Origin of the sequence: Streptococcus sp. HJ1 (assembly GCF_052399005.1) — a bacterium.
Classification (GTDB): domain Bacteria; phylum Bacillota; class Bacilli; order Lactobacillales; family Streptococcaceae; genus Streptococcus.
On the sequence record NZ_CP199005.1, the window covers coordinates 1,633,380 to 1,659,794 of the forward strand.

Sequence of the window (26,415 nt, forward strand, 5' to 3'; positions counted from 1 at the left end):
TTTTTCTTATTCATAGGTTACGACTGTGACCGCACCCTTGTCATACTCAGCGATAAAGATATTGGCTACATTGTCATGCCCTTGCTTGCTGAGGTTATCAAGCAACCACTCTTCGTTACGACCAATCGACTCCAAAACATCGACTTGTATCACACCGTCAGTCACAACTGGATACTTAGGATTTTCATCCCCCATTTGGACCACGATGAGTTGGCCATTTTGCTCCTGCACAGCGCATTTGACCTGTTTCATCTGGAAAATCCCTTGGCTACGAAGTTTGAGAGCAACTTCTGCTGCAGACAAACCAACTGAACGACAGGCTTCTGGGTCAATCTGCCCATTTTTGATAAGGAGAGTTGGTTTTCCATCAATCAAGCGTTTGACAAAACGAACATTGTTATTGAGCCACTTGAGGGTCAAGACCAAAATCGTCCACATCATCAAAATCACTGCGTACTGCAGAATGCTAATAGAACTATTGTAAATCACCCCACCGATAATACCACCGAGAACATAGTTCTGAATTTGGTCTGTCGCAGAGTTAGGCGCCAGATTTCCCTTTCCTGTCACATTGATAACAAAAACAAGCGAGAAAAGACCCAAGGCCAGTTTGATTAAAATTTCCATATAATTGAGTGTCATTTATTTACCTCCACCAATTCAATAGCGTCTGTTTGATGCAATTCTAATTTCTCTAAAAGATACTTGTCTGGTTGGCTCCCGTTCATGGCGCGGTAGAAATTTGGACCTACCTTGACAAGCGCTCCATCAGTGGCTGCAGAAGTATTGACATAAACTTCTGATTTATCCACTCCCAAGTCTTTGGAAACAACCTCTATGAAATGAAGTGAAGTTTGAAATTGGTTGTTAGAGGCTTGATTGGTCTGGTATTTTGAGATTGTCACCAAAAGCATGGCCACCAAGGTCAAGGCCAAAATCATGACCAATTCCCGAAACTTAGTCCCCTTTTTATCTCGATAGGCTTTAAAAGCAAAAAATCCTGTGATAGCTAGGAGCACAATCCCAAAGCCAATCATGATGCCATTTTGCTGACTGATTTGGCTAAGTACATAGTCATATGAGTAAAATTTCATTTATTTTCACTCCCTTTCATAAAATCATTCTTAATTATAAACGAAAGAGAGTGATTTTTCAAGCCATACGTTGGGGAAATGGACCTTTTTTTGGTATAATAAAATCTATAATCTGAATGAAAAAGGTAACTTTATGAAACTCATCTCATGGAATATTGATTCCCTCAATGCTGCCCTAACTAGTGACTCAACTCGTGCCAAATTGTCCCAAGAAGTACTACAAACCTTGGTCGCTGAAAATGCTGATATCATCGCTATCCAAGAAACCAAGCTTTCTGCCAAGGGTCCTACTAAAAAACACTTGGAAATTTTAGCTGAACTCTTTCCAAACTACGAAAACACGTGGCGTTCTTCTCAAGAACCTGCCCGCAAAGGCTATGCTGGAACCATGTTCCTTTATAAGAAAGAACTCACACCCACTGTCACTTTTCCAGAAATCGGTGCCCCTTCTACCATGGACTTAGAAGGTCGCATCATCACTCTAGAATTTGATGAATTTTTCGTGACCCAAGTTTACACTCCAAACGCTGGCGACGGCCTCAAACGTTTGGAAGAACGCCAAGTCTGGGATGTCAAATATGCGGAGTACTTGGCTGAACTAGACAAAGAAAAACCAGTCCTTGCGACCGGTGACTACAATGTAGCCCACAATGAAATCGACCTTGCAAATCCTGCCAGCAACCGCCGTTCACCTGGATTTACCGACGAGGAACGTGCTGGATTTACCAACCTTTTGGCAACTGGATTTACTGACACCTTCCGTCACATTCACGGCGATGTTCCAGAACGCTACACTTGGTGGGCACAACGTAGCAAGACTTCTAAAATCAACAATACAGGCTGGAGAATCGACTACTGGCTGACCAGCAACCGCGTGGCTGACAAGGTAACCAAGTCTGATATGATTGACTCCGGTGCGCGCCAAGACCATACACCCATTGTCATGGAGATTGAGCTCTAAGGAGAAAACGAATGGACTATCAAGCTGTCATTCCTGAATTTGTAGTATCTGACCTCGAAAAGTCACGCCACTTCTACTGCGATTTGCTGGGATTTTCTGTCGAATACGAGCGTCCAGAGGAGAAATTTCTCTTCCTCTCGCTTGAAGACTGCCAACTTATGCTAGAAGAAGGCAGCACAGAAGAATTAGCCCAACTAACCTATCCTTTCGGGCGCGGTGTCAATATTTCCTTTGGTATTGAAGATGTCCCTCAGCTCCACCAAAAACTGCTGGAGGCCAACTATCCTATTTATCGTCCTTTGACTAAGAGAACATTTCGTGTTGGGGATCACTACATCTATCCTCACGAATTTGCAGTCTTGGATCCAGATGGCTATTTTTTAAGATTTAGCGAATAGAAGAATAAAAGGCTACAATACTATCTAGCATTGCAGCCTTTTATTCGTTCGCTTTTATGATCTATTTACTAACAAAATATTTGATTTATAAAGCTAATTGGTGTAAAATATAAACATTGGCAGCAGCCTGTTTAAAATTGAATATCATTTTACTTGTTTATGTCGTGAATTGGCACGACGTTTCTACAAGGTGCCGGAACACCTAACAATGAGTATGTCAGCTGAAGGTATGGTTTTGGCCATGCCTATTTTGGGGACTTGCTTAGGGGATTAAGTAGGTCCTTTTTGAATATTTTTATTAAAGTACGCCTTTAAGTGTAAACTAAATATTTTTAATATTTCCCTTAATTAGTGCGGACGGGAGCAACTTCCTTCGGAATTTCATCCCTAATTTTTGAACCCAAAGTCTCAAAAATTCCGTCATAGACAATAACAAGATTATTGTCTATGATACCACTACAGCGGGAAATATCTAGTAAAACTCGCTTCGCTCACTCTAGTATTATACGTATACAGTACTAGCAAACTGGTTTACTATAGAAACAGTTAACTAACAAGTAAACTGACTTTTAGACTTTAGGAGGTCTTATGAAATTATTAGAAGAGCGCATTCTTCAGGATGGGCATATCTTGGGTGACAACATCCTCAAGGTAGATTCCTTTTTAACCCACCAAGTTGACTATCGTTTGATGCGGGAGATTGGTAAAGTTTTTGCGGAAAAATTCGCTTCTTCTGGCATTACCAAGGTCGTAACCATTGAAGCGTCAGGCATTGCCCCAGCTATTTTTACAGCTGAAGCCTTAGATGTCCCTATGATTTTCGCCAAGAAAGCTAAAAACATCACCATGAATGAAGGAATCTTAACAGCCGAAGTCTACTCCTTTACCAAGCAGGTGACCAGCACCGTTTCCATCGCTGGAAAATTCCTCTCACCTGAGGACAAGGTCTTGATTATCGATGATTTCCTAGCAAATGGACAAGCTGCCAAAGGCTTGATCCACATCATCGAACAGGCCGGAGCTAAAGTCGAAGCCATCGGTATTGTTATCGAAAAATCCTTCCAAGATGGTCGTGATTTACTTGAAAAAGCAGGCTACCCAGTTCTATCACTGGCTCGTTTGGAACGTTTTGAAAACGGTCAAGTCGTATTTAAGGAGGCAGATCTCTAATGCAAACTCAAGAAAAACACTCGCAAGCCGCGGTTCTAGGACTTCAGCACTTACTAGCTATGTACTCAGGATCTATCCTAGTTCCTATCATGATTGCGACAGCTCTTGGCTATTCAGCTGAGCAGTTGACCTATCTGATTTCTACAGATATCTTCATGTGTGGTGTGGCAACCTTCCTCCAACTCCAACTCAACAAATACTTTGGGATTGGACTACCAGTCGTTCTCGGAGTGGCCTTCCAGTCAGTCGCTCCCTTGATTATGATTGGGCAAAGCCACGGTAGCGGTGCTATGTTTGGTGCTCTTATCGTTTCAGGGATTTATGTAGTTCTGATTTCAGGCATCTTCTCAAAAGTAGCTAATCTTTTCCCTTCTATCGTAACAGGCTCTGTCATTACCACGATTGGTTTAACCTTGATTCCTGTCGCTATTGGAAATATGGGAAATAACGTTCCAGAGCCAACTGGTCAAAGTCTCTTGCTTGCTGCTATTACTGTTCTGATTATCCTCTTGATTAACATCTTTACCAAAGGATTTATCAAGTCTATTTCCATTTTGATTGGGTTGGTTGTCGGAACTGCCATTGCTGCTACCATGGGCTTGGTTGATTTCTCCCCTGTTGTAGCAGCACCACTTGTCCATGTCCCAACTCCCCTCTACTTTGGGGTGCCAACCTTTGAAATCTCCTCTATTGTCATGATGTGTATCATCGCAACGGTGTCTATGGTTGAATCCACTGGTGTTTACCTGGCCTTGTCTGATATTACCAATGACCCAATCGACAGCATGCGCCTGCGCAACGGTTACCGCGCAGAAGGTTTAGCTGTCCTTCTCGGAGGAATCTTTAACACCTTCCCTTACACAGGATTTTCACAAAACGTTGGTTTGGTTAAATTGTCAGGTATCAAGACTCGCCTACCAATCTACTACGCAGCTGGTTTCCTAGTTCTCCTTGGACTCCTTCCTAAGTTTGGCGCCCTCGCCCAAATCATTCCAAGCCCTGTCCTTGGAGGGGCCATGCTGGTGATGTTTGGTTTTGTTTCCCTTCAAGGGATGCAAATCCTCGCCCGTGTTGACTTTGCTAACAATGAACATAACTTCCTTATCGCAGCTGTCTCAATCGCTGCAGGTGTCGGACTCAACAATAGCAATCTCTTTGTCAGCATGCCGACAGCCTTCCAAATGTTTTTCTCAAACGGAATCGTCGTAGCCAGCCTACTGGCCATTGTCCTCAATGCCGTCCTAAATAGGAAAAAGAAATAAGAAAAAGAGGTTCACACCTCTTTTTTTGTTTATCTATATCCTTACCTGTCTGTCTTCTGACCGCTGGCCTGTGACAAACATGGTAAAGGTTGCTTTGCAGACATTTCTGCCTTCTTGATTGGTAATATCCACATCCACGACACAGGTTGTGCGACCTTGATGGACACATTCTCCTTTAATGGTCAGTACATCGTCAAGTTTTCCTGCCTTGAGGTAGTTGATAGAGGATTGGAGTGTCACTCCATCAAGCCCCAGCGAGATAACCACCAAACCACTGATCTGGTCACAAAGGGTAAAGAGATAGCCACCATGGGCATTGCCATAATAGTTGAGCGACGAGTCCACTACTTTTGTCGTCACCACAACATGACCATCTCTCATTTGTTCAATTTCGTAATTTTCAAAGGCAGATATAGCGTCAAAATGAAAATCTTTCATCGTTTCCTCCTGATAGTTCAAACGACACTATGATACTACTTTTTATAGGACTGTGCAAGGAGAAAGCTCCTAGTCTGGTAAAATTCCAATCTGCTCTACAAAGCGCATAAAGGCTGCCTGTCCTTGTTCCGTCTGCTTGTAAATCCCTGCGTCTTCCAGAACACGCGCAAAGATAGCGCCTACAGAGTCCTTGACGATTTCAAGGGCTTTTTCTTTATCCGCTAGGTCCGGATGTTGATCTTTGAGCTGGTCTGCCCATTCCTGATGATAAGAGGCAACTGCTTCATCATCGCCTACAAGATAGCTGGCAACTTGCTCCACTTCTGCTTTCAGACGTGGTGGCAGGATAGCCAAGCCCATGACCTCAATCAAGCCGATATTTTCCTTCTTGATATGTTGGACATCCTTGTGGGGATGATAGATGCCATCAGGATGCTCTTGCGATGTCTGATTATCCCGCAAGACCAAGTCCAATTCAAACTGTCCATCGCGTTTACGGGCAATGGGTGTAATAGTATGGTGTGGTGTTCCATTACTTTCTGCCAAAATCTGCACTTCAGAATCTGAATACTGGCGCCATTCCTGCAAAATCTTATCAGCCAAGTTGATCAAATCCTCTTTGGAATCCGAAGTCAAACGCAGCACTGACATAGGCCACTTGACAATCCCAGCCTTGACTTGTTCAAAACCAGCAAATCGGAAAGTCTTTTGCAAAGGAGCCAATTCCATAGGAAATACGTGACGGCCTCCTTGATAGTGATCATGAGTCAGAATAGAGCCTCCCACAATCGATAGGTCGGCATTTGAGCCCGCAAAATAGCCTGGAAATTGCTCTACAATCGCCAGCAGGCGCTCAAAACTCTGACGACTAATGGCCATGGGACGGTGCTGGCCGTCTAAGAAAATACAGTGCTCATTAAAATAAGCATAGGGCGAATACTGGAAGCCCCACTCCTGACCCGCCATTTCGAAACGGATAATGCGGTGATTGCTGCGAGCTGGGTGGTTGACCCGACCATGGTAGCCTTCGTTCTCTATACAGAGCTGACACTGGGGATAATTGCTAGCTTGCACCAACTTGGCTGCCGCAATCTCCTTTGGATCCTTTTCAGGCTTAGAGAGGTTGATGGTAATCTCAAGCTCTCCGTAATCAGACGGTACACGATAAGCAATATTTTTAGCAATGGCCTTGAGTTTGATGTAGTCATTTTTCTGACTAAGTTGGTAGAAGTCCGTAATCGCCTGCTCTGGTGACTGGGCATAGGTTGCCCAAAAGTCACGATTGACCTGACTTGGACAAGGAGTTACCAAGTCCATCAATTCAGCACCGAGGATTTCACGCGCAGTCTGACTATCCTCAATCGTCTCTAATCGAACGGCCTCCTCGACCAGCTGGTTCTTGAGGTCAATCAAATCCTCCAGATTCGTCTCAACTTCCAAAACACCATCTCCTACTCGTGCCAAGACACGATTGGTCAGGTAGATTCGATCCATTTCCTCAAAGGGACTTTCTGCAATGACTTCCGTGATAAATGCATCTAGAACTCCTTGACTCATTGATTCTCCTTCTTACTTTCTAAATAGTCTCTGACAGCATCTAAATCCTGAAAAACTTGTTCTGTTTTATTTAAGAAAGACTGTGCTGGCATTTTCAAGTCTGGAATACAAATAACTGGTATCCCAGCTCTATACGCTGCTTCAATCCCTGCTTCACTATCCTCTAGTACTAAGCAATTCTCTGGTAAAACATTCAAATCACTACAGGCCTTTAAAAATATATCAGGGTAAGGTTTGCTTCGCTTTACATCTTTTGCAAAAACTAGATGGTCAAATAAGGACAGTATACCATTACTATCCAAAATCATTCTAGCTCTAGATTCAACACTTGAAGTTGCTAAAGCGATTGGAATACCTTCTCTTTGCAAAAAAGCAAGCAAATTTTTAGCACCTTTTTTTAAATTTACACCTTTGGCTAATATTCGAGCTTCCAGTTCATAAACTTTTTCCAAGGTTTGGTCAAAGTTCCAAGGTAAATCATAGGTATCTAAAAATCGTTGAACATTCTCCTCTTCCCTATGTCCACTGTATTCTCTAGAATATGTTTCTTCTGTGAAAGGAATTCCAAAATCTTTAAGCAATTCTTGATAAACTTTTAGAGAAATGATCTCAGTATCAGCTAATAAGCCATCTAAATCAAATATTACAGCGTCCATTTACTTCTCTCCTAGTCTAAAACGCGAGTGCCACCTGCAACTTCAGCGATATAGAAGCTTGGAGAATATCCAACTACTTCCTCGTAGTGCTTGCCAACAGCTTCCTTAAAGGCCTCAACAGCGTCTTTTTGAACCAAGGCAATGGCACAACCTCCAAAACCTGCTCCTGTCATACGAGCACCCAGAACACCTTCTTGATCCCAAGCTGTATGAACAAGTGTGTCCAATTCCAAACCAGTTACTTCATAGTCATGTTCTAGAGAAACGTGAGAAGCATTCATCAAACGACCAAATGTTTCCAAATCACCTGCTTGAAGTGCTGCTTGAGCTTTAAGAGTACGTTGGTTTTCAAGCACAGCATGGCGAGCACGTTTTAAACGATTTTCGTCTTTAATCAGATAGCTGTATTGGTCAAAGGCCCACTCATCCAATTCACCCAAGGTCTGAATATCCAAGGCAGCTTGCAATTCTTCTACTGCTTTTTCACACTCAGCACGGCGTTCATTGTATTTAGAGTCCGCTAGTTCACGGCGTTTGTTGGTATTCATAATAACAACGACATTGTCTTTCAAATCAAGTGGCACCAAGTCGTACTCCAAAGTGTTAGTATCTAGGTAAATAGCACGTTGGTCTGCCCCCATACCGATAGCAAACTGGTCCATGATACCAGAGTTTACTCCGATAAAGTTATTTTCTGTTTGTTTTCCGATTTTAACCAAATCGAGACGCTCTAGTTTTAAATCAAAGAGATGCTCTGCCACGACCCCTGTCAAGAGTTCCAAGGATGCTGATGAAGACAAGCCAGAACCATTTGGGATATTCCCATAAACATAAAAATCAAAACCTTTATCAATCACGTGCCCAGCTTCTTGCAAGAAATGAAGAACCCCTTTTGGATAGTTGGTCCAGTTGTGCTCTTTTTCAAATTTGAGATCAGCAAGAGGCACTTCGATGATACCCTTGTCCTCAAAGTTGGCTGAGTAGAAACGCAAAACTTGGTCGTCACGTTTGCGAGCCGCCCCATAAGTTCCCAAGGAAATAGCTGCTGGGAAAACATGTCCACCATTGTAATCCGTGTGTTCACCAATCAAATTGATACGGCCTGGTGAAAAGAAAGTTTGGTCTGCTTCTTGACCAAAAACGGCAAGAAAGTCTTTGCGAAGGGCTTCAGTAGTAAGATCTTGTGTCATATAAATTCTCCTTTGACTGTTCGTTAAGTCGCCTTAACGTGTAATCGTTTTCTTCTATTGTATCCAAGGGATTTACCAAGGTCAATCCTTTTTACTAAACTTTTACTAAACTATCAGTAAAAAGCAGAAAAATATGATATACTAACCTAAAAGGAGGAGGATTTATGGCTACCTTAAAAGACATTGCACAGCTAGCCTCTGTCTCTATCGCGACCGTATCCCGTGTCCTTAATCGCGACCAGAGCCTATCTGTTACAGAAGAAACCAGACACCGTATATTAACCGTTGCTGAAGAGCTGGGCTATACTAAGCACCTCAAGACAGGCGAATCCCACAAACCCAAGCAAAAGATTGCCATTATCCAATGGGTCAGCGAACAAGGGGAGTTGGACGACCTCTACTACTACCAGATTCGTCTAGGTATTGAAAAAAGAGCCCAAGAGTTGGACTATGATATCTTGCGCTATTTTAATGACCATCCTTTTACATTAAGTGAGGAAGTGATTGGGATTCTCTGCATCGGAAAATTTAGCCGAGCTCAGATTTCTGCCTTTGAAGAATATCAAAAACCCTTGGTATTTATAGACAGCGACACCCTCTCACTAGGTCATACCTGTATTATCACTGACTTTTACACTGCTGTGAAACAAGTTGTAGACCATTTCCTCAGCCAAGGGATGGACCGTATCGGGATTCTAACAGGTCTCGAAGAAACAACCGACCAGGAAGAAATTATCCAGGATAAGCGGCTAGAAAATTTCAAAGACATTACCCAAGCAAATGGAATCTACCATGAAGAACTGGTCTTTCAGGGGAGCTTTACTGCCCAGTCTGGCTATGACTTGATGAAGGAGGCCATTCACAAGCTAGGAGAACAACTCCCACCAGCCTTTTTCGCAGCCAGCGATAGTTTAGCCATCGGTGCCCTTCGTGCCCTTCAAGAAGCTGGAATCAGCCTACCAGACCGCGTCAGTCTCATTTCTTTTAACGACACTAGCCTGACCAAGCAGGTCTATCCTCCCCTATCCAGTATCACTATCTATACCGAAGAAATGGGCCGAGCAGGGATGGATATTCTTAACAAGGAAGTCCTCCACGGTCGCAAAATACCTAGCCTAACCATGCTGGGAACCAGACTGACTTTGAGAGAAAGTACGAGGAATGAATAGGATAACAAAACGACCTCTAGCGAGATCGTTTTTCTAATGATGATGCCCATGCTTCTGCTCTAACTCTCTCACCCTCCGCTTATGTTGCGCATGATTGCTTTGACTGCTGTCCACTTCAATAGTGATATTCTGCACGCCTCTTTCTTCTAAACATTGACGCACCACTTCTTTGGTCTCAATCATCTGCTCCCAGTCCTCGATACAGATGTGAACAACAGCATTGTTCTCTAGACCGTCCATGGACCAAATGCTAAGTTGATTGACACTGTTGACATTGGGTAGAGCCTCTATATCCTTTTCCAAATCACTTGTCTCGACTCCTTCTGGCACAGCATCTAGGAAAATCTTGAGTGCGCTCCAAAAGCGAGGAATGGCTTTCGACAGAATAAAGATGGAAATAACCAGAGATAAAAGCGGATCAAGAAAGTACCAGTCAGTGACATACAAAACACAAGCAACCAGAATGACCGCTAGCCAACCTAGAATATCTTCTAGAAAATGTAAGGTCAGGATAGCTTCGTTCTTGGTCTGACCCTTACGAACGACCAGACTAGCCAAGAGATTGATAAGAATCGCAAGAAATCCCAACCACAGCATCCCTTGGTAGTTGACTGGTTTCGGGGATAGGAGACGAGGAATATTCTCCAAGAGCACCATGACAGATCCTGTCAAAAGGATCAAGGCAGTCAGCATGGCACCTAGCAGGCTGAAACGTTTGTAACCAAGAGTGTAACGTTTGTCTTCCTGACGATTGGAAATAGTTTCCAAGCAAGCTGATACACCTATGGCTATAGCATCCCCCAAGTCATGAACAGAATCAGCAAGAACTGCACTTGAACCAAAGATTCCTCCTGCAATAAACTCAACAATCGCATAGCTTAAATTTAAGAAAAAAGCTAACCAGATAGATGTTTTAGAACTCATTTCTCTCCCTCCTTTGGTATAATGGGTATATACATACTTCTTTCATTTGTATTATCTAATAAAATCCAAAGAAAGGATAGAAGCAAACTGTCAGTCCTGTTCAGTTCTGAACAGTTTGTCTCAAGTGTCTATATGCCAAAAAGAGACCGTCGGGTTAGTAAGACGAAAAAAGCCATCTATCAAGCTTTTTTACAACTTTTGAACGACAAGGGCTATGATGCCACTACTGTTCAGGATATCATTGACCTAGCAGATGTTGGACGTTCTACTTTTTACTGTCACTATGAAAGCAAGGAACTCCTTTTAGATGAGCTCTGTCGCTACCTCTTTCATCATCTCTTTGAAAGGGAAGGACACTTTACGACCGAGGACTACCTCGCACATATCTTTTTACATTTTCAGAAAAACCAGGACCATGTCACCAGTCTCCTTTTTTCCAAAAACGACTACTTCCTACGCCAACTACACAAGGAGCTCGAACACCACGTTTATCCCATGGTGGCGGATGACTTGCAAGAGGCCTATCCAAACATTCCGGCCTCCTACCTCCAGCATTTTGTTGTGACGAACTTTATCGAGACTCTAACTTGGTGGCTAAAACAAGGAAAATCTTATACCGAAAACCAAGTGGTGAGATTTTACCTTGATGTGATGGAGATGACCTCTCCAACTCCACTTGATAACTAAGCCTGTAACTCAGAAAGGAACAAACTATGTTAACTTCGATAATTCTAGGAATACTAACAATTGTACTAGCTCTCGCCTTCTCATTGCTTCACCTTGCTGCTGCTTTTTCAGCCATGAAACAAAAGAACTACAGTCTGGGAAATAAGTGCATTTTGGTCGGCAGTTGCCTCACCTCTCTGGCTCTAGCCATCTTTTACTTCGTCCCACTGGCGACCATTCTTCTATGGATTGTGGGCTCGAGTATCGTCTGCTATGGAGCCTACTGGAACGGCCAACAGAAAGAAAAACAACATATCTCGCACCACATCGTTCGTATAACGAGCGCTATTATCATTACGGTATTATTCATTTTGCTCTAACACAAAAAAGGATCATCTGATCCTTTTTTACTTTTTAAGCACTCTTTGCTGCCTTGCTCCACTGATACCACCCAACTAGACTATTGATCAAGTAAATCAGGTATTTCCCTTGGATTTGAAGGCTTTCTCCCCACCAGAGATAGATTGAAAAGACATTAGTAGCAGCCCAGAATATCCACTGTTCACGGCAAACAGCTGCCATGAGGATTTACCCTACACCATTGGTCGCATCAGTGATAGAATCACGATAGGGACGATTAGCTCCGATAGACTGATAAATAAACCCAAAGGCCAACCACCAAAGAACACTAATAGAAAGATACTTTGTCCAACCCTTGCCGTCTAGTTTACGTGCGACAAACTCTTGTTGTTCTTTCTTAAACTGGGCTTGATAAATCCAAACCAAGAGACCAATTGGCTGCATAATTGTAAAATAGAGAGTTGTTAAAACCTCACCATAGAAGCCTTTTTGAAGGGCAAGCACCAGATAAATGATGGAATTAATCAAACCAAATAGGTAGTTACTAGCACGACCTTCGGCTTCTCAAAGAGCAGAAAAAAGGTTAGTAAGGCTTGAGAGATGAATCATTTTAAAGGTAAACAATTCCAACAAGACGTCATCATTGTCGCTGTTGGTTATTACCTACGTTACAATCTGAGCTATCGTGAAGTTCAGGAATTGCTTTATGACCGTGGAATAAATGTTTGTCACACTACGATTTATCGGTGGGTTCAAGAATACAGTAAAATCCTCTATCATCTCTGGAAAAAGAAAAATAAACAGTCCTTCTATTCGTGGAAAATGGATGAAACCTATATCAAAATTAAGGGGCGTTGGCATTATCTCTATCGAGCGATTGATGCGGACGGTTTAACATTGGATATCTGGTTACGAAAGAAACGTCGAGCAGACGATAACAGCTATAAGTTAGAAGATACCGCCTATCAAGAAGATAAAGCACGCAAAGCAGAAACCGAAGATAAGCTAGCTATTGAAGCAATGAAAAGCAAGTACACCACGCTATTGCTAGAAAATATGTTGCTAAGTCCGTTTGAAATGCAAGATACAAAAATCATGGCAGGATTGCAAGTCCATGTTTACTCCCTCTATGACGAACTGAAAGAATTAAGAGGGCTAAATAGTGTTAAAGACCACTTGTCTTATGTTGCCAGCAGACGTGAAGAATATTCTAAGCATAATATCGCACGCTACCTCAAAAAAGCCATTGAACAATATCTACCAACGGTTAAAAGGCAGGACTTAAACCATGAGTGAAGACTTAAAAACGATCAAAGAGCTGGCGGATGAGTTGAGTGTTACAAAACAAAATATTCAATATCACTACCAAAGGTTACCAAAAGAATTACAGCTTAAAAGTTCCAATGGGTCTAATCTAATAAATTCTAAAGCAGAAAAAATAATTTTAGGTAAAGTAGAAAGTAGTAGCAAATCAAATACCAAAGACCAACAAATAGAAAAATTAACTAATTTGTTAGACCAGTAACAACGATTAGCCTTGCAAGATAAAAAGTTGCTAGAAGAATACAAGGCGGAAAATGATAACTTAAAAGCCCTCAAAATGCCCTCACAGGAAACAGAATTCAAACACTTAGACAATCAATATAAAGATGAAGTGAACGCTCTTAAAGAGAAGTTGGAAAATTTACAGGAACAAATCAAAGATCAAAAAAGGATAGAAAAACAAGAAAAACCAATAAAATGGTGGGGACTATGGCGAAAATAGATGATTCAGTTAAAAAGAAAGTTCCAGAATTGCGATTTAAAGGATTCACGGATGAATGGGAACAGCGTAAGTTGGGAGACGAAGTTCGAATAGTGATGGGACAGTCTCCTAATTCAGAAAATTATACTGATGATCCTAATGGGCGCTAAAAATGCGAAGACCTATGAAGACCTATTTTGTATTAGTCAAACAAAAAATCCAAAAGAAATGGTATATGATTATGACCATGAAACAAAGTAAAATCAAACCGAGTGATCTGAGGAAGCACCCGATGATCATGAAACGTTATTAAACACAAAAGTCACCCATGTGAGTTCTTGCCAGAAGCTGAAGTTAATCCTTCAACCTGGAAAACCCGCAGAGGTGACTTTTTCTATACATCTCGATTTTTCTGGCAATAATCATTAACCGATAAATATGTCTGTGAATCACCCAGCGACTCCGCTATGTCCATAATCCGCGGTGGTAGTAATCCCACTCGCTGGACAAGTTCGTGATTGCTGAACAATTCCCGTGGACTGCCGGCGAAGCTAAACTTCCCGTGTTCCATAACATACACCGACTCAAACTCGGCGGCGACCCAATCCATGTCATGGGTGATGGTCACAACTTGGTGGCCCGAATCAGCCAACTGATGGAAAATTGCGGTCAACTTGCGCCGGCTTTCCCAATCAAGCGACATCATCGGCTCATCAAATAAATAAATCGCCGGATCCACTGCCAAAACTGTGGCAACGCTCAACAGCTTGCGTTCCGACAATGACAGGTCATATGGACTTTCAGCTGTTTTATCATCCAAGCCAACTCTTTTTAGAGCCGCTAAAGCCCGCCTCGTAATCGTGTCGTGGTCATCCATGACCTGCGCGACATTCCACTCCACCTCTCGTTGAACGGTCGGGTTGAAAAGCTGATCGTCAGGATTCTGAAAAGTAATCCCAACCTTCAGTAACTTTTCGACTGGTTTAAGATCATTAAAATTTTCTCCATCGATCTTAATCACACCGGTTTGTGGTGTCAGCAAACCCGTCAACAATTTGAAGAGCGTTGATTTGCCGGCACCATTTTGGCCGACAATCGCCACCATCGGATCGGCGAAGTGTTTGTCTTCAACATCCAAGCTAAAGGACCGTTCCGGATAAGTGAACGTCAGGTGGCTCAGTTCAATTGTGGACATAACGAACCTCCTTCAGATCAGCGTAATTCACCGGATACCGGCCATCAGCCAAGTGCCAATCCATTTTTTGAGCAAGTTGCTGGATTGTCGGGGCTGGAATCTGCCAGTCAGCTGCCAAATGATTAAACACCTCACCCGGCCTGCCCTGGGCTACCATTTGACCCTCGTGCAGCACCCACACAACGTCGGCGACTTCGCACAAATCGTCAATTTCACTGGTGACAATGAAGACAGTCGTCTCTTTGACTTGGGCCAGCCATTGGAAAAATTGCCGGCGGCCAAGGGGATCCATCTCACTGGTCGGATCATCCATAATCAAAACAGCCGGATTAGCCACAATCGCCGTGGCAATTGCCAACCGCTGGATCTGACCACCGGAAAGGCTCTCGGGACGCAAATTCAGCTGTTCAATCAGCCCCATTTGCGTGGCAACTTCTTCAACCCGTTTTTGAATCAGTCCTTCAGCCATTCCCTGATTAATCAAGTCAAAGGCGATTTCATCGGCAACCGTGTCTGCCAACCCGCTTAGTTGGCCAGCTGGATTTTGCAGTACAACTCCATTCATGGCATTATAAACGGGCCAATTGTCAGACACTCGCTGGCCAAACATGTGCCAATCGCCCTCAATCTCAGCAGACACAATTTTGGGAATGACCCCTGCCAGCACACGGCACAAAGTCGATTTGCCGGAGTGGCTATTCCCGATAATCCCAACCACCTGGCCGGTATGAACCTCCGCGTTAATCTGACGCAGTTGTGGTTGCTCAGTACCCGGATAACGGGTGGTCAAATTTTCAATTACAATCCGTTTATCTTCGTCCATATCTTCCACCCAATCAATAAAATTGCCAATCCAGTCAGACCAATGTGCAGCGTCCGCGACAGGCGATACACGCGCTGGGAGGTTCTGACAGTCCGGTTGAGATTATCAAAACCTCTCAGTTGGAGAGAAATCGACCGCGTCATCGATTGATCCAAGGTCTTAATCACCAATGGAATTAGAACCGGCAGGACTGACTTTAATTTCTGAATCAACGTTTTTTGCGGATTGGTTCCGCGAACTTTTTGTGCCTGCTGGATTTTCCGCATATTGCGCATCATTTCCGGCAAAATATAACACACCGACATCAGAACGTAGACGGTTTTATAAGACAATCTGGACAGTTCCAAATAGGCCGCGTTTTCTGAAATACTCGTGGTCACCATAAAAAAGCCACTGGTCAAAATAATCACCAATACTCGACAACCCAGAGTGGTGGCGTAAATCAGGCCTTCTTTGTAGAACGACACCCCAAGCACAGAAAACAGCACAGTTTGATTCCGACTGTAAAATAACCCTTGGATGATCAGCATGGTGCAAATCAGAAACAGGCTGAATCCCAGCGCCTTAAAGGTGGTAGAACTCAATTTGGAAAATAACAATAGCAGTGTTGCGACAAGAATTAATCCGGCCTGAAGCAATAAATTCATACTGGCAAAGCTCAACAACGTCATGTCCAAGATGAACAAGAGCTTAGTAATCGGATCGATCACTTGGTACCACTTGAGCTTGACCCGTGGCGCTCCAGAAATCAATGTTTTATCAGTCATCATTTATCATCGCTAAAGAAGTGCACCATCCGCTTCGGCAGCTGACGATAGATGAAGAGTGCCAGGTAGGCCACACAGACTTTATCCAAAATATCCAAGACAAACTCATCGGTAAATGAGGCCAGCCACACTGGTACATGATTGGCGACCATTACCGCAAACAATGAGTCACCCCAAGCGATACCGGTCTGACCACCCCAAAAGATGACGTTGAGTGGCGTTGAAATGACAGCTGAAACGATGGCAATAATAATAGCAGAAACAAATACTCGTCGCGCTGACGAGAACCACCCATTGGCGTGCAAAACTCCGACAGCAATCCCAATTCCGATGCTGGTAATCGCATACACGGTTGAAATTGGCGATAAGGTCAGCCCATAGATCACGTTGTTGATGAAACCACTAATGGCACCGGCAACCGGCCCAGCCAACATACTGGTAAGAAAGGTTCCCAAAGACCCCAGCCAAACGGGCAACTTTAACCCCTCCGCCAAGGCTTTGGCAACATAGTTAATCCCCACGGCAGCGGGAATCAAAGTCATGGTGGCAGCACTTAACTTAAATTTCCACATACTGGTACGATGAATCGGTTCTGTTTTCATAATCTTCTCCTTTTGTTTTTAAAGAGCCGTGTCTGGATAGACTTTCGGACGCAACGCTCTATTATATATCTACTGAACTGTCTATACACAAGATTTCCATCCTTAGTCGACATGAGCTGGAAATCCTTGTTTGTTAAGTAGTTCACAACACATTATACACCTAATTTCTGAATAGTCAAGTGTATTTACAGTAAAAATCTAGAAAATCCTGAAAATTTCCTCTTATACTCTTCGAAAATCAATTTCAAACTACGTCAGCGTCGCCTTACCGTATATATGTTACTGACTTCGTCAGTTCTATCTACAACCTCAAAGCTGTACTTTGAGCAACCTGCGGCTAGCTTCCTAGTTTGCTCTTTGATTTTCATTGAGTATTATTTTCCATTTTAAATGACATTTAGTAACTCTAATATCAAAAAAGCCCAGACAAGATTGTCTGAGCATTCTTCTGTATGGTCATTTAAAGAAGTTGAGTTTAGCATTTTCAAGCTATTTCTTCAACAAACCTTGTTCTTGTAAAAACTCCTTGGCTACTTGTTCTGCTGACTTGCCTTCAACACCGACTTGGTAGTTGAGCTGGCTCATCTGGCTTTCAGTAATTTTACCTGCTAGTTTATTGAGAACTGTCTCCAACTCAGGATGTTTCTTGAGAAGAGCTTCTTTCATGAGTGGCGCTCCTTGATAAGGTGGGAAGAGTTGCTTGTCATCCTCCAAGACCTGCAAATCATAACGCGCCAACTCTGCATCTGTCGAATAGGCATCTGTGATTTGAATATCGCCTGACTGAATTGCCTGATAGCGAAGAGCTGGCTCCATAGTCGCTACATTGAGATTGAGACCATACATTGATTGCAAGCCCTTATTGCCATCTTCTCGGTCATTAAATTCGAGTGTAAAGCCTGCCTTCAACTGCCCTTCCACTTTTTTCAAGTCCGAAATGGTCTTCAAGCCATATTCTTGAGCAATCTTTTTCGGAACAGCTACAGCGTAGGTATTTTGATAAGACATAGGTTTTAGATAGGCCAGATGATCCTGTTTGGCAATGCCATCACGCGCCACCTGATAAACCTGATCTGGCCCATGACCTACCTTGGGTGATGGCTGAAGCAAACTTTCAGTCACCGTACCAGTAAATTCAGGATAGATATCAATGTCCCCTTTTTTCAGAGCTTCATAGAGGAAGCTTGTTTTCCCAAAATTCGGCTTAACAGTCGCAGTCATACTGGTATTTTCTTCAATCAGCAACTTATACATATTTGCCAAAATTTCTGGTTCAGGTCCCAATTTCCCAGCAATCACCAAGTTTTCTTTCTCTTTTTGAGCTAAGAGGGCTGGACTATAAGACAGACCGAGCAATATGGTCACCAAGGCAAAACCAGAGAAAATCGTCCGCAATTTTGCTTTTTCCATCACTTTTAGTAGGAAGTTAAAGGCAATGGCAAGCACTGCTGAAGAAAGGGCCCCAATCAAAATCAGACTGGTATTATTACGGTCAATTCCCAAAAGGATAAAAGAACCCAGTCCCCCTGCCCCAATCAAGGCAGCCAAGGTTGCCGTACCGATAATCAAAACCGCCGCCGTCCGAATACCAGACATTATGACAGGCATGGCAAGTGGAATTTCAAACTTCTTGAGACGCTCCCACCTGGTCATCCCAAAGGCAATCCCAGCCTCTTGCAGACTTGGATCAATTCCCTTTAGCCCAGTGATGGTATTTTGCAAAATTGGGAAAATCGCATAAATCACTAGAGCCGTCAAAGCAGGCAAGGTTCCAATTCCCATCAAGGGGATAAAGAGTCCCAACAAGGCCAGAGACGGGATAGTCTGGAAAATTCCTGCAATCTGCAAGACCCAGTCCGCCAACTTCTCATGATAGCGAAGATAAACAGCCAAGGGAATAGCAATAAAAATAGCTAGTAACAAGGTCAAAAGTGACAACTGCAAATGTTGAGATAGAGCTGTTACCCAATCACTAAAACGCTCCTGAAAAGTTGATATCAAATTAGTCATGAACACTACCTCCAAACAAGTCTGCTACAAAGTCTGTTGCAGGAGCCTTTAAAATGGTCTCGGGATTCGCCACCTGACAAATCTCTCCGTCCTGCAAGACAGCAATACGGTCCGCCAATTTCAAAGCTTCATCCGTATCATGGGTCACAAAAATCGTTGTCATTCCAAACTCTTTATGCAATTCTTTCGTCAGAACCTGCAACTGTTTTCTCGAAATAGCATCCAAGGCTGAAAAGGGCTCATCCATGAGGAGAATCTTAGGCTGACCAATCATAGCACGAACAATACCGACCCGTTGCTGTTCTCCACCAGATAATTCATTAGGTAAACGATGCCCATACTCAGCCACTGGTAAACCAACTTTAGCCAAAAGCTCTTCTGTTTTCTTCGCAATGTCTTCCTTAGTCCAGCCCTTCATCTCCGGAATGAGGGCAATATTTTCCGCAACCGTTAGATTGGGAAAGAGAGCAATGGCCTGTAAAACATAACCAGTAGAAAGACGAAGCTCACGCTCATCATAGTCTTTGATGCGCTTACCATCCATGTATATATTTCCATCAGTTGGTTCCAAAAGACGGTTAATCATCTTGATCATGGTCGTCTTACCAGACCCAGAAGGCCCAACTAAAACCATGAACTCCCCATTCTCAATCTGTAAATTGACATCTCTCAAAACATCTTTTTCTGTATAGCGTAGCGCTACATTTTTGTATTCAATCATTCTTTGTCCTCAATTTAAAATTTTCCTCGGTTGGTCAAGTTACCAACCTTTTAATAACTAATTTACCCCACTCTAAACCTCATTTTCCTTCTCTTTCAGATTAGCCAAAATTCTTTCTTGAAAACCTTCAAACTGACGAATTTCTTCCTCTGAAAATCCTTTGTAACAGATAGTATCCAATCTCTGACTGACACGTTGCCCAACTTCTTTCTGGGACTTGCCCAACTCTGTTAAAACTAAATACTTCTTACGCTTATCTTCTCCACACGGACTGACAGTTATAAGATTTTGCTCCTCTAACTTTTTTATCATAGTCGTCAACGTATTATTAGCAAGCCCAGTCGCAAGCGCAATATCTGTCGCAGTTGCACAGCCCGTCTTACTATTCCATAAAACCGCTAAAATCTTTCCCTGCTCACTCCGATAAAGAGAGTCAGGGTCTTGTCTCAGTAACTTTTGAAAAATCCGCCCATTCAACAAACGAATATGATGGGCTACCAAATGACAATATTTCATGAAACCTCCAATTTATTTCTATATCGATACGAATAAAAAATATTATAATACTTATTATTCCAATTGTCAACTATTTCGACTTAGAACTAATTTTTCTCAGTAAAAAATCTCCTACTCAAGGTAGAAGATTTCAATCTTATAAACTTAATCCGTCATGTCTGATACCAAAGTTCGACGCTCCAATGGAATACTGCACATAACTAACAAGAAAATGAAACCTGACTGAATCCAGAAAAGGGCCAAGTCAAAGATTCCATGCACAGCAACCACTGTAAGGAAAGATAGATAAAGACCGATAATTGGACGTTTCCCCGACTCCTGACTCATATCCATCATCAAACGAACAGGAGCAACAGAAGACAAAGCTAATAAAATGGTTCCCACAATTCCGTAACTCAGAATCGTATCAATATAAAGGCTGTGAGCATGTTCATGATAAGGAGCATTTATCCGAGGATAAGAGTGCATATAGGTCAATGGCCCCTCCCCCCAAAAAGGATTTTGCTTAAACAAGGCCATCCCAGCATCCCAGATAGAAATGCGTTCTTCCATAGAAGAATCTAAAGTTCCCATCCGAACTCCCAAATCACTAGAAAAAAGGAAACTCAAGCCAATCGCAAAGACCCCAATACTAAGCCAAAAGGCCTTCCAGTTTTTAATGGTCGTAAAGAGATAAATGATGGCTCCAGCGATAATAGCAGGAAAGGCTGTTCTATTTTGCGTGAAATTTAAACCAAAAAGATTTACAAAACCTGCTAGCACACAAAAGACTTTCAACCATCTTAGCTTCGTCGTTGTAAAGAGATAAAAGGCAATCATGATACAGAAGCAACAAATGATCCCATAGTAGTTAGGATTAAAGAAGGTGACCTCTGCACGGTTTTGGTGCCATACTTGCATATTTGGTGAAAGAAAGGCATAGTTAAATTTCTTTACAATTTGGAAATGCTCCAAAGTAGCAAAAGCGGCAGAGACAACACTACCAAACAAAACCGTCTGGAGTATCAGTCGAAAGAAAGCATGCGTCAGACGCTTCTGGTAAAAACTAAAGAAAATAAGAAATAGGAGCATCAGGAAAGATGCTGCTAGACCAAGCCAGTTCTTGGCGACGATGGAAATGACACTACTGTAGGCAATAAAAAAGAGAAGTACAGGATGTTTGGCTAATCCTTTGATAATTCCCTTCATCTCCCCAGTAACAAGTAAACCTATCAAATATAAAGCAAAGAGTGATAAGAACAAATAAAAAGGTAAAAAGATACTCATGATCATCAGATACAAAAAGAAATCTTTTTTCGAAAGCCCTCTTATCTTATCCAGTAATCCAATTGATTTCAAAACGGATCCTTTCTGTTCTGGATTTCTCCAGAAGATAAATGCTAAACTATCTTTATATTCTACCATTTTTTCCGTCATTTGGGAACAATGAACACGTTTTCGCCACAAAAAAAATCTTTCATTAATATGGCACTAGAACTGAATGTTTCTACCGTTTTCCACTACTTGATAGGTCTGACTTTGCAAATCAATTTCTGCTACTGCTGTTACGGACTTGTCTTTATTTTGACGTTTGATTACAATGCTGTGAGCTGTTGGTGTTTCAATGTCAATAGTCCCTTCTAGGTCAAAGGCCTCTGACCGATTACGGAAAGAAAATAGATTGAGAAGGGACTTCACCACAGGACGTTGAACTTCTTCTGCTATTTCCTCATTGCTATAGTAATGACGATTAATATTTCGACCTTCTTTGGTTTCTTCTAATAATTTCAAGTCATTTTTTCCTGCTAATAGACCCACATAGTAAACCTGAGGAATGCCTGGCGCAAAAGCTTGAATCAAACGAGCGAGGAAGTACTTGACATCATCATCTCCAAGTGCAGAATAGTAGGTTGAATTGATTTGGTAGATATCTAGATTGTTATACTCTGCACTAGAGTACTTACGTTTGACATTCGCTCCAACCTTATAGAGCTCATTTGAAGCATAGTCAATTTCCTCATCGGTCAGGATATCCTTGACATCTACCACTCCAATCCCATCATGGGTATCTAGTGTCGTAAATTGCTTCATCGGGCTCATCTTTAACCACTTAGCTAAGCGCTCTGTTCTGGAACTGTAAAGAGTATAAAGGGTCACCATTGGAAGGGCAAAATCGTAAACATAGTAATCATGATCCGCTATTTTAAACTGAATCGAATAGTGTTCATGAATCTCAGGTAAGAGCTCTGCACCGTATTCAGCTCCTATATCCCGGACCTTATCCAATAAGTCCCAAATATCTGGTTCCACAAAGAAATCATTGGTATCCAATTTCTTCACCGCATAAGCAAAAGCATCTAGGCGAATCAAATCACACCCGTTACTTGCTAGATGTTGAATCGTCTTACGGATGAAGCTCATCGTTACTTCTTTGGTCACATCAAGATCAATCTGCTCCTCACCAAAGGTATTCCACAAATGTTCTACTGAACCGTCTGCAAAAACGATCTCTTGCTTTGGTGCACGATCCTTACGCTTGTAAATTAAATCTACATCAGCTTGTGTCGGACGGTTTTCCGGCCAAAACTTGTCCCAGTTTAAAAAGAGATCTTTAAATTCACTAGCTTCATGTTTTTCTTGATAGTCCTTATAATATTTAGATTGACGAGAAATATGGTTAATCATAAAGTCAAACATAAGATAATATTTCTCACCTAAACGCTTAACATCCTCCCAATCACCAAACGCTGGATCCACTTCATCATAGTCCACTGGTGCAAATCCGCGATCACCTGTTGACGGGAAAAATGGTAGAAGGTGAACTCCCCCAATAGCATCGCCAAAATGTTCTTCCAAATTCTCATACAAGTCTTTAAGGTTATTTCCAAGACTATCTGAGTAAGTAATCAACATAGTTTTATTTTGAATGGTCATAGATGTTCTCCTTTTTCTGATGAAAGCCAAGTCTTATATGACCTGGCTTCGTAAATGAAAGATATTTTTAGATTTTTGTTCAGTACTAATATAGACTGCAATCAACTAAATACGACTTTCTTGTTTTCTACATAGAATTGCCAACAAGCTGAACCGTTCCTTTGTATCTTAATTGAACACGCCCTAAGCTCTGTGTGAAAAAGATGAATCTTCCAAGAAACCAAGGCTTCTTATTCAGATTCCCTATTTTCACTGTGAGCTTTTAACGGGCTTTGTATCTTGTTACTTCACTGCCCCGTTACTCATTCCTGAAATGATATGTTTTTGGAAGATGAGGTAGACAATGGTTATCGTTACAATTCCCACAATATAAGATGCAAAACTTGGGCCATAGTCATTGAAGTACTGACCTTGATAGTTGTATTGGAAGAGAGGTAAAGTCCACATCTTAGAATCCTTATTCAGAATCAAGAGTGGCAACATAAAGTCATTCCAGAACCAGAGAGCATTGATAATCAAAGTTGTCGCATGCATGGGCTTCAACATTGGAAAAATGATTCGACGATAAATTGTAAAACGATCAGCCCCATCAATTTCCGCAGCTTCGTCCAAACTATCTGGTACACTGATTTTTATATAACTAACATACAAGAAGAGAGTCTGTGGAATAGCATAAGTTAGGTAGAGTATTACTAGCCCCCACATATTTGCTAGGCCGAGTTTACTCATCATAACTGTGATAGGAATCATAATCACCTGAAATGGAACAAATATCCCTAAGATCAAGAGCGAATACATAATGGCAAAGGCTTTTTTCTTGGACATATTTCGAGCAATGGAATAAGCTGCAGCTGGTATAAAGAAAGCTACTACAATCAATGATAACACCGTAATAACTGCTGAATTCCAGAAATAGCCTCCAATTCCGTCCGAAATTAATCGTTCATAATTACTTAAGGTAAAAGGATTGGGCAAACTAAAGAAATGATTCATGATATCCTTAGTTGTCTTGAAAGAACTAAATACCGTTACCAACAAAGGAACAAGTATAAGAATACCACCGACTATCAAGAGGACGTATTTCCAAAACTGATTCAATTTTTCTTCTTTTTTCATGTGTAGGACTCCTCTATTAGATTTCAAATTTCTTTGATAGCTTGATTTGTATAAGAGAAACAATTCCAATAATTAAGAATAAAATCAAGGCAATTGCATTCGCATATCCATATTGATTACTCTTGAAAGCATAGTTGTAGACTAAAAGTCCAAGAGACGTTGTAGCATTATTTGGACCACCACTCGTCAAGGCAAAAATTTGGTCAAAGGCTGTCAAACCGGACTTAAGAGCCAAGATAAAAACCATAGAGATCGTTGGCAATAAATAGGGCAATTCAATCTTCCAAAAGGTTTGTTTACTGGTTGCACCATCAATTGATGCTGCCTCTAAAATATCATTTGGAATACTCTGAAGACCAGCAAGAAAGAGAATGATTGGCATTGCTACTCCTTGCCATAGAAGAACAAAAATAGTTGCCACTACCGCTCCGACTGGTGTCCCCAATAGACTCTCTTGTAAAAAGCTAATTCCTAAAATTTTTCCAATCGTTGGAAGCCCATAGTTGAAGAATTGTTTAAAAATCAAGGAAACTGTCAAACCAGACAAAACAGCCGGGAAAAAGAACCAAGCTCTAAAGAAGGTCTGCCCCTTCATCTTAGAATTTAAGGCTCGTGCCACAACCATCCCAATCGTAATCTCTCCAATAATCAATGCCAGAGTTAAAATCAAAGTAAAGGCTATGGCTGTGAAGAATTTCCCATCAATCATCAGCAATTTGTAGTTATTCAAACCAACAAATTTATAATTATAGGTCAATCCAGTCCAGTTAGTCAAACTATAGAAAGCACCTTGTACCATTGGAAAGTAAAAGAAGATAGCTTGTAAAGCAAGCGGGATAAGCAAAAATGTCCAACCCCAGTATTTATTTAAAAATTTTCGAATAGCCATATCATCTTAACTCCTATTCTAGTCCAAATCTGCCTTCATTGGATTAAAGAAAGCATTGAGATTGTTTGCCATATTTTTCAGATTTTTATCCATCAAGTAACCTGCACTTAGATTAAAAAAGTCTTCTTCAGAATTCCAGTGTTGACCCAACCAAACATAATGTTTGTCCGTAAATGCCAGTTTAGAAATCTCTGTAAGCGCTGAGTCTTCTTTTTCCTGTATGCCTTTCACCGCAACTGGTGATCCATCTACATCATAGTATGACTGCATAGCTTTTGGACTAGTCATATAGCTGATAAATTCTTCGGTTTCTTTCGGATATTTGGTAGTAGCTGAAGTTGATAATGCCATGTCCCCTGCACCAACAGTGACTTCTTTTCCTACTTCTTCGCCTGGGAAGGCAAACATCCCCACCTCAAATTTTGGATCCTGTTGATTAATTGCGGCTAATGCCCATGATCCTTGTGGCATCATCAAGGCTTTTCCACTCGAAAATGCTACCACCGCATCATTATAAGAGGCACCACGCCAACCATCTTGAGCATTATCTGCTAATAAATCGAGTCGTTCTGCATCTGCTTTTAAAATAGCATCATCTGCAGAGATTGCGTTTGGTTTTGAAAAGCGAAGGTAGTTATTAGCCGCGTCTCCACTACCTGTAAGAGTAATGAGAGAAAGTTGGTGGTAACCATTCAATGTCCAGCCTTCATTGCCTGCAACCGCAAACGGAGAATTCCCACTATCTTTTATCTTTTTAACAATCTCTTGAAACTCTTTAAAAGTCTTCGGTTCCTCAAGTCCTAATTCTTTAAACTTCGTTTTATTGTAATAGATTCCATAAAGGTTGGCTGTTAATGGCACACTATAAATCTTGTTATTGATTGCATACTTTTCAGCATAGTCATTCTTGATGTTCTCAAGATAGGGTTTTCCTGTCATATCTGCAAAATAACCTGCCTTCGCCCACTCCTGAAAATCCATATTTTGAGGATAGATATTAATAATATCTGGAACATCTCCTGATAAAATACGAGTCTTTAGAACAATTCCAGCTGAAGGTACTGTAGTCAGCTTCACATCAATATTAGGGTGTTCCTTTTCAAAATCATCCACTATCTTTTGCAAGGTATCTGCCATCTCGGTCTTCTGGTTAAAAAACTCAATCGTTACCTTGCCATCAGTTGATTGATTGTTCTGACCACAAGCCACTAGGCCTAGTAAACTTGCCCCAGCTACTAAAAGAAAACCTGCTTTCTTATACCATTTCATTGGAA

General features: G+C 41.7%; 29 protein-coding genes, 3 pseudogenes and 1 riboswitch. Of the genes and pseudogenes, 12 read left to right on the plus strand and 20 right to left on the minus strand.

All coding sequences use genetic code 11. The annotated features are described in order from the left end of the window. Window positions 1–6: 6 nt before the first annotated feature. Together ACT17O_RS08255 and ACT17O_RS08260 are read right to left on the minus strand one after the other, a co-directional pair. A complete protein-coding gene (locus ACT17O_RS08255) occupies window positions 7–642 on the minus strand; it encodes a DUF421 domain-containing protein (protein WP_000174450.1) in 636 nt (211 codons plus the stop codon). Continuing rightward, window positions 639–1,094 carry a DUF3290 family protein gene (locus tag ACT17O_RS08260; protein WP_000675331.1) on the minus strand — a complete coding sequence of 152 codons (456 nt, stop codon included), beginning with the start codon at window positions 1,092–1,094 and terminating at the stop codon, window positions 639–641. The genes ACT17O_RS08255 and ACT17O_RS08260 overlap by 4 nt, the downstream gene beginning before the upstream one ends. A 133-nt stretch (window positions 1,095–1,227) precedes the next feature. On the opposite strand from ACT17O_RS08260, the gene ACT17O_RS08265 reads away from it, so the two are divergent. The 4 genes from ACT17O_RS08265 to ACT17O_RS08280 all read left to right on the plus strand — a co-directional run bounded on the left by ACT17O_RS08265 (window position 1,228) and on the right by ACT17O_RS08280 (window position 4,885). Further along, window positions 1,228–2,055: an exodeoxyribonuclease III gene (locus ACT17O_RS08265; protein ID WP_061588715.1), complete on the plus strand. Its 828-nt coding sequence runs from the start codon at window positions 1,228–1,230 to the stop codon at window positions 2,053–2,055. 11 nt (window positions 2,056–2,066) lie between these two features. Further along, window positions 2,067–2,453: a bleomycin resistance protein gene (locus tag ACT17O_RS08270; RefSeq protein ID WP_000386238.1), complete on the plus strand. Its 387-nt coding sequence runs from the start codon at window positions 2,067–2,069 to the stop codon at window positions 2,451–2,453. A 133-nt stretch (window positions 2,454–2,586) separates the two neighbouring features. Beyond that, window positions 2,587–2,682: riboswitch (purine riboswitch) on the plus strand. 359 nt (window positions 2,683–3,041) lie between these two features. Beyond that, window positions 3,042–3,623, plus strand: a complete 582-nt coding sequence (locus ACT17O_RS08275) for a xanthine phosphoribosyltransferase (RefSeq protein WP_444817414.1) — start codon at window positions 3,042–3,044, stop codon at window positions 3,621–3,623. Beyond that, window positions 3,623–4,885, plus strand: coding sequence for a nucleobase:cation symporter-2 family protein (locus ACT17O_RS08280; protein ID WP_444817415.1), 1,263 nt, complete (start codon window positions 3,623–3,625; stop codon window positions 4,883–4,885). The genes ACT17O_RS08275 and ACT17O_RS08280 overlap by 1 nt, the downstream gene beginning before the upstream one ends. A gap of 33 nt (window positions 4,886–4,918) precedes the next feature. Here ACT17O_RS08280 and ACT17O_RS08285 read toward each other — a convergent pair whose 3' ends face one another. The 4 genes from ACT17O_RS08285 to ACT17O_RS08300 form a co-directional block, all read right to left on the minus strand. After that, window positions 4,919–5,323: a PaaI family thioesterase gene (locus tag ACT17O_RS08285; protein ID WP_000651223.1), complete on the minus strand. Its 405-nt coding sequence runs from the start codon at window positions 5,321–5,323 to the stop codon at window positions 4,919–4,921. A gap of 69 nt (window positions 5,324–5,392) precedes the next feature. Continuing rightward, window positions 5,393–6,880, minus strand: coding sequence for a UDP-glucose--hexose-1-phosphate uridylyltransferase (locus ACT17O_RS08290; RefSeq protein ID WP_444817416.1), 1,488 nt, complete (start codon window positions 6,878–6,880; stop codon window positions 5,393–5,395). Continuing rightward, the gene (locus ACT17O_RS08295; RefSeq protein WP_000340244.1) at window positions 6,877–7,536 is read right to left on the minus strand and encodes an HAD family hydrolase; all 660 of its coding nucleotides are present in this window, start codon (window positions 7,534–7,536) and stop codon (window positions 6,877–6,879) included. The genes ACT17O_RS08290 and ACT17O_RS08295 overlap by 4 nt, the downstream gene beginning before the upstream one ends. Before the next feature lie 11 nt (window positions 7,537–7,547). Continuing rightward, window positions 7,548–8,726, minus strand: a complete 1,179-nt coding sequence (locus ACT17O_RS08300) for a galactokinase (RefSeq protein WP_000189886.1) — start codon at window positions 8,724–8,726, stop codon at window positions 7,548–7,550. Window positions 8,727–8,890: 164 nt separating this feature from the next. On the opposite strand from ACT17O_RS08300, the gene galR reads away from it, so the two are divergent. Continuing rightward, complete coding sequence (gene galR, locus ACT17O_RS08305) at window positions 8,891–9,895, plus strand: DNA-binding transcriptional regulator GalR (RefSeq protein ID WP_444817417.1); 1,005 nt, start codon at window positions 8,891–8,893, stop codon at window positions 9,893–9,895. Between the two features lie 33 nt (window positions 9,896–9,928). Here galR and ACT17O_RS08310 read toward each other — a convergent pair whose 3' ends face one another. Further along, a complete protein-coding gene (locus ACT17O_RS08310; protein ID WP_444817418.1) occupies window positions 9,929–10,819 on the minus strand; it encodes a cation diffusion facilitator family transporter in 891 nt (296 codons plus the stop codon). 132 nt (window positions 10,820–10,951) lie between these two features. Here ACT17O_RS08310 and ACT17O_RS08315 point away from each other — a divergent pair, with 132 nt between their 5' ends. Together ACT17O_RS08315 and ACT17O_RS08320 are read left to right on the plus strand one after the other, a co-directional pair. Further along, a complete protein-coding gene (locus tag ACT17O_RS08315; RefSeq protein ID WP_084921745.1) occupies window positions 10,952–11,506 on the plus strand; it encodes a TetR/AcrR family transcriptional regulator in 555 nt (184 codons plus the stop codon). A 26-nt stretch (window positions 11,507–11,532) separates the two neighbouring features. After that, the gene (locus ACT17O_RS08320; RefSeq protein ID WP_084921746.1) at window positions 11,533–11,865 is read left to right on the plus strand and encodes a glucuronide permease; all 333 of its coding nucleotides are present in this window, start codon (window positions 11,533–11,535) and stop codon (window positions 11,863–11,865) included. A gap of 34 nt (window positions 11,866–11,899) precedes the next feature. Here ACT17O_RS08320 and pnuC read toward each other — a convergent pair. Then, a pseudogene (pnuC, locus tag ACT17O_RS08325) lies at window positions 11,900–12,406 on the minus strand (nicotinamide riboside transporter PnuC); the annotation flags it as partial. Window positions 12,407–12,445: 39 nt separating this feature from the next. Here pnuC and ACT17O_RS08330 point away from each other — a divergent pair. From ACT17O_RS08330 to ACT17O_RS08350, 5 genes and pseudogenes are all read left to right on the plus strand, one after another. Then, window positions 12,446–12,793, plus strand: a pseudogene (locus ACT17O_RS08330) (IS6 family transposase); the annotation flags it as partial. 27 nt (window positions 12,794–12,820) lie between these two features. Further along, a pseudogene (locus ACT17O_RS08335) lies at window positions 12,821–13,141 on the plus strand (DNA replication protein); the annotation flags it as partial. Continuing rightward, entirely contained in the window at window positions 13,134–13,370 is a 237-nt protein-coding gene (locus ACT17O_RS08340) for a hypothetical protein (protein WP_001287839.1), read from the plus strand. The pseudogene ACT17O_RS08335 and the gene ACT17O_RS08340, both read left to right, overlap by 8 nt. Before the next feature lie 12 nt (window positions 13,371–13,382). Beyond that, window positions 13,383–13,610: a hypothetical protein gene (locus tag ACT17O_RS08345; protein ID WP_001152922.1), complete on the plus strand. Its 228-nt coding sequence runs from the start codon at window positions 13,383–13,385 to the stop codon at window positions 13,608–13,610. Beyond that, a complete protein-coding gene (locus tag ACT17O_RS08350) occupies window positions 13,598–13,759 on the plus strand; it encodes a hypothetical protein (RefSeq protein WP_001062367.1) in 162 nt (53 codons plus the stop codon). Before ACT17O_RS08345 ends, ACT17O_RS08350 begins: the two co-directional genes overlap by 13 nt. Window positions 13,760–13,983: 224 nt before the next feature. On the opposite strand, the gene ACT17O_RS08355 is transcribed toward ACT17O_RS08350, so the two are convergent. The 12 genes from ACT17O_RS08355 to ACT17O_RS08410 form a co-directional block, all read right to left on the minus strand. Further along, window positions 13,984–14,784, minus strand: coding sequence for an energy-coupling factor ABC transporter ATP-binding protein (locus tag ACT17O_RS08355; RefSeq protein WP_000103851.1), 801 nt, complete (start codon window positions 14,782–14,784; stop codon window positions 13,984–13,986). Beyond that, window positions 14,771–15,607, minus strand: coding sequence for an ABC transporter ATP-binding protein (locus tag ACT17O_RS08360; protein ID WP_000343048.1), 837 nt, complete (start codon window positions 15,605–15,607; stop codon window positions 14,771–14,773). The genes ACT17O_RS08355 and ACT17O_RS08360 overlap by 14 nt, the downstream gene beginning before the upstream one ends. After that, the gene (locus tag ACT17O_RS08365; protein ID WP_185758134.1) at window positions 15,583–16,374 is read right to left on the minus strand and encodes an energy-coupling factor transporter transmembrane component T; all 792 of its coding nucleotides are present in this window, start codon (window positions 16,372–16,374) and stop codon (window positions 15,583–15,585) included. Before ACT17O_RS08365 ends, ACT17O_RS08360 begins: the two co-directional genes overlap by 25 nt. Continuing rightward, on the minus strand, window positions 16,374–16,976 hold the full coding sequence (locus tag ACT17O_RS08370) for an ECF transporter S component (protein WP_095725827.1): 603 nt from the start codon (window positions 16,974–16,976) through the stop codon (window positions 16,374–16,376). The genes ACT17O_RS08365 and ACT17O_RS08370 overlap by 1 nt, the downstream gene beginning before the upstream one ends. Window positions 16,977–17,465: 489 nt before the next feature. Next, on the minus strand, window positions 17,466–18,986 hold the full coding sequence (locus ACT17O_RS08375; protein ID WP_049519670.1) for an ABC transporter permease/substrate-binding protein: 1,521 nt from the start codon (window positions 18,984–18,986) through the stop codon (window positions 17,466–17,468). Continuing rightward, window positions 18,979–19,707, minus strand: coding sequence for an ATP-binding cassette domain-containing protein (locus ACT17O_RS08380; protein ID WP_084859528.1), 729 nt, complete (start codon window positions 19,705–19,707; stop codon window positions 18,979–18,981). Before ACT17O_RS08380 ends, ACT17O_RS08375 begins: the two co-directional genes overlap by 8 nt. Window positions 19,708–19,779: 72 nt before the next feature. Further along, window positions 19,780–20,223, minus strand: coding sequence for a MarR family winged helix-turn-helix transcriptional regulator (locus tag ACT17O_RS08385; protein WP_000872569.1), 444 nt, complete (start codon window positions 20,221–20,223; stop codon window positions 19,780–19,782). Window positions 20,224–20,367: 144 nt separating this feature from the next. Further along, window positions 20,368–21,561, minus strand: a complete 1,194-nt coding sequence (locus ACT17O_RS08390; RefSeq protein WP_038805734.1) for an O-antigen ligase family protein — start codon at window positions 21,559–21,561, stop codon at window positions 20,368–20,370. A 132-nt stretch (window positions 21,562–21,693) separates the two neighbouring features. Further along, entirely contained in the window at window positions 21,694–23,136 is a 1,443-nt protein-coding gene (gene gtfA, locus ACT17O_RS08395; protein ID WP_033606274.1) for a sucrose phosphorylase, read from the minus strand. 282 nt (window positions 23,137–23,418) lie between these two features. After that, the gene (locus tag ACT17O_RS08400) at window positions 23,419–24,252 is read right to left on the minus strand and encodes a carbohydrate ABC transporter permease (protein WP_444817419.1); all 834 of its coding nucleotides are present in this window, start codon (window positions 24,250–24,252) and stop codon (window positions 23,419–23,421) included. Between the two features lie 16 nt (window positions 24,253–24,268). Next, the gene (locus tag ACT17O_RS08405; RefSeq protein WP_033584257.1) at window positions 24,269–25,141 is read right to left on the minus strand and encodes a carbohydrate ABC transporter permease; all 873 of its coding nucleotides are present in this window, start codon (window positions 25,139–25,141) and stop codon (window positions 24,269–24,271) included. 18 nt (window positions 25,142–25,159) lie between these two features. Next, window positions 25,160–26,410: an extracellular solute-binding protein gene (locus tag ACT17O_RS08410; protein WP_084917472.1), complete on the minus strand. Its 1,251-nt coding sequence runs from the start codon at window positions 26,408–26,410 to the stop codon at window positions 25,160–25,162. Window positions 26,411–26,415 lie beyond the last annotated feature (5 nt).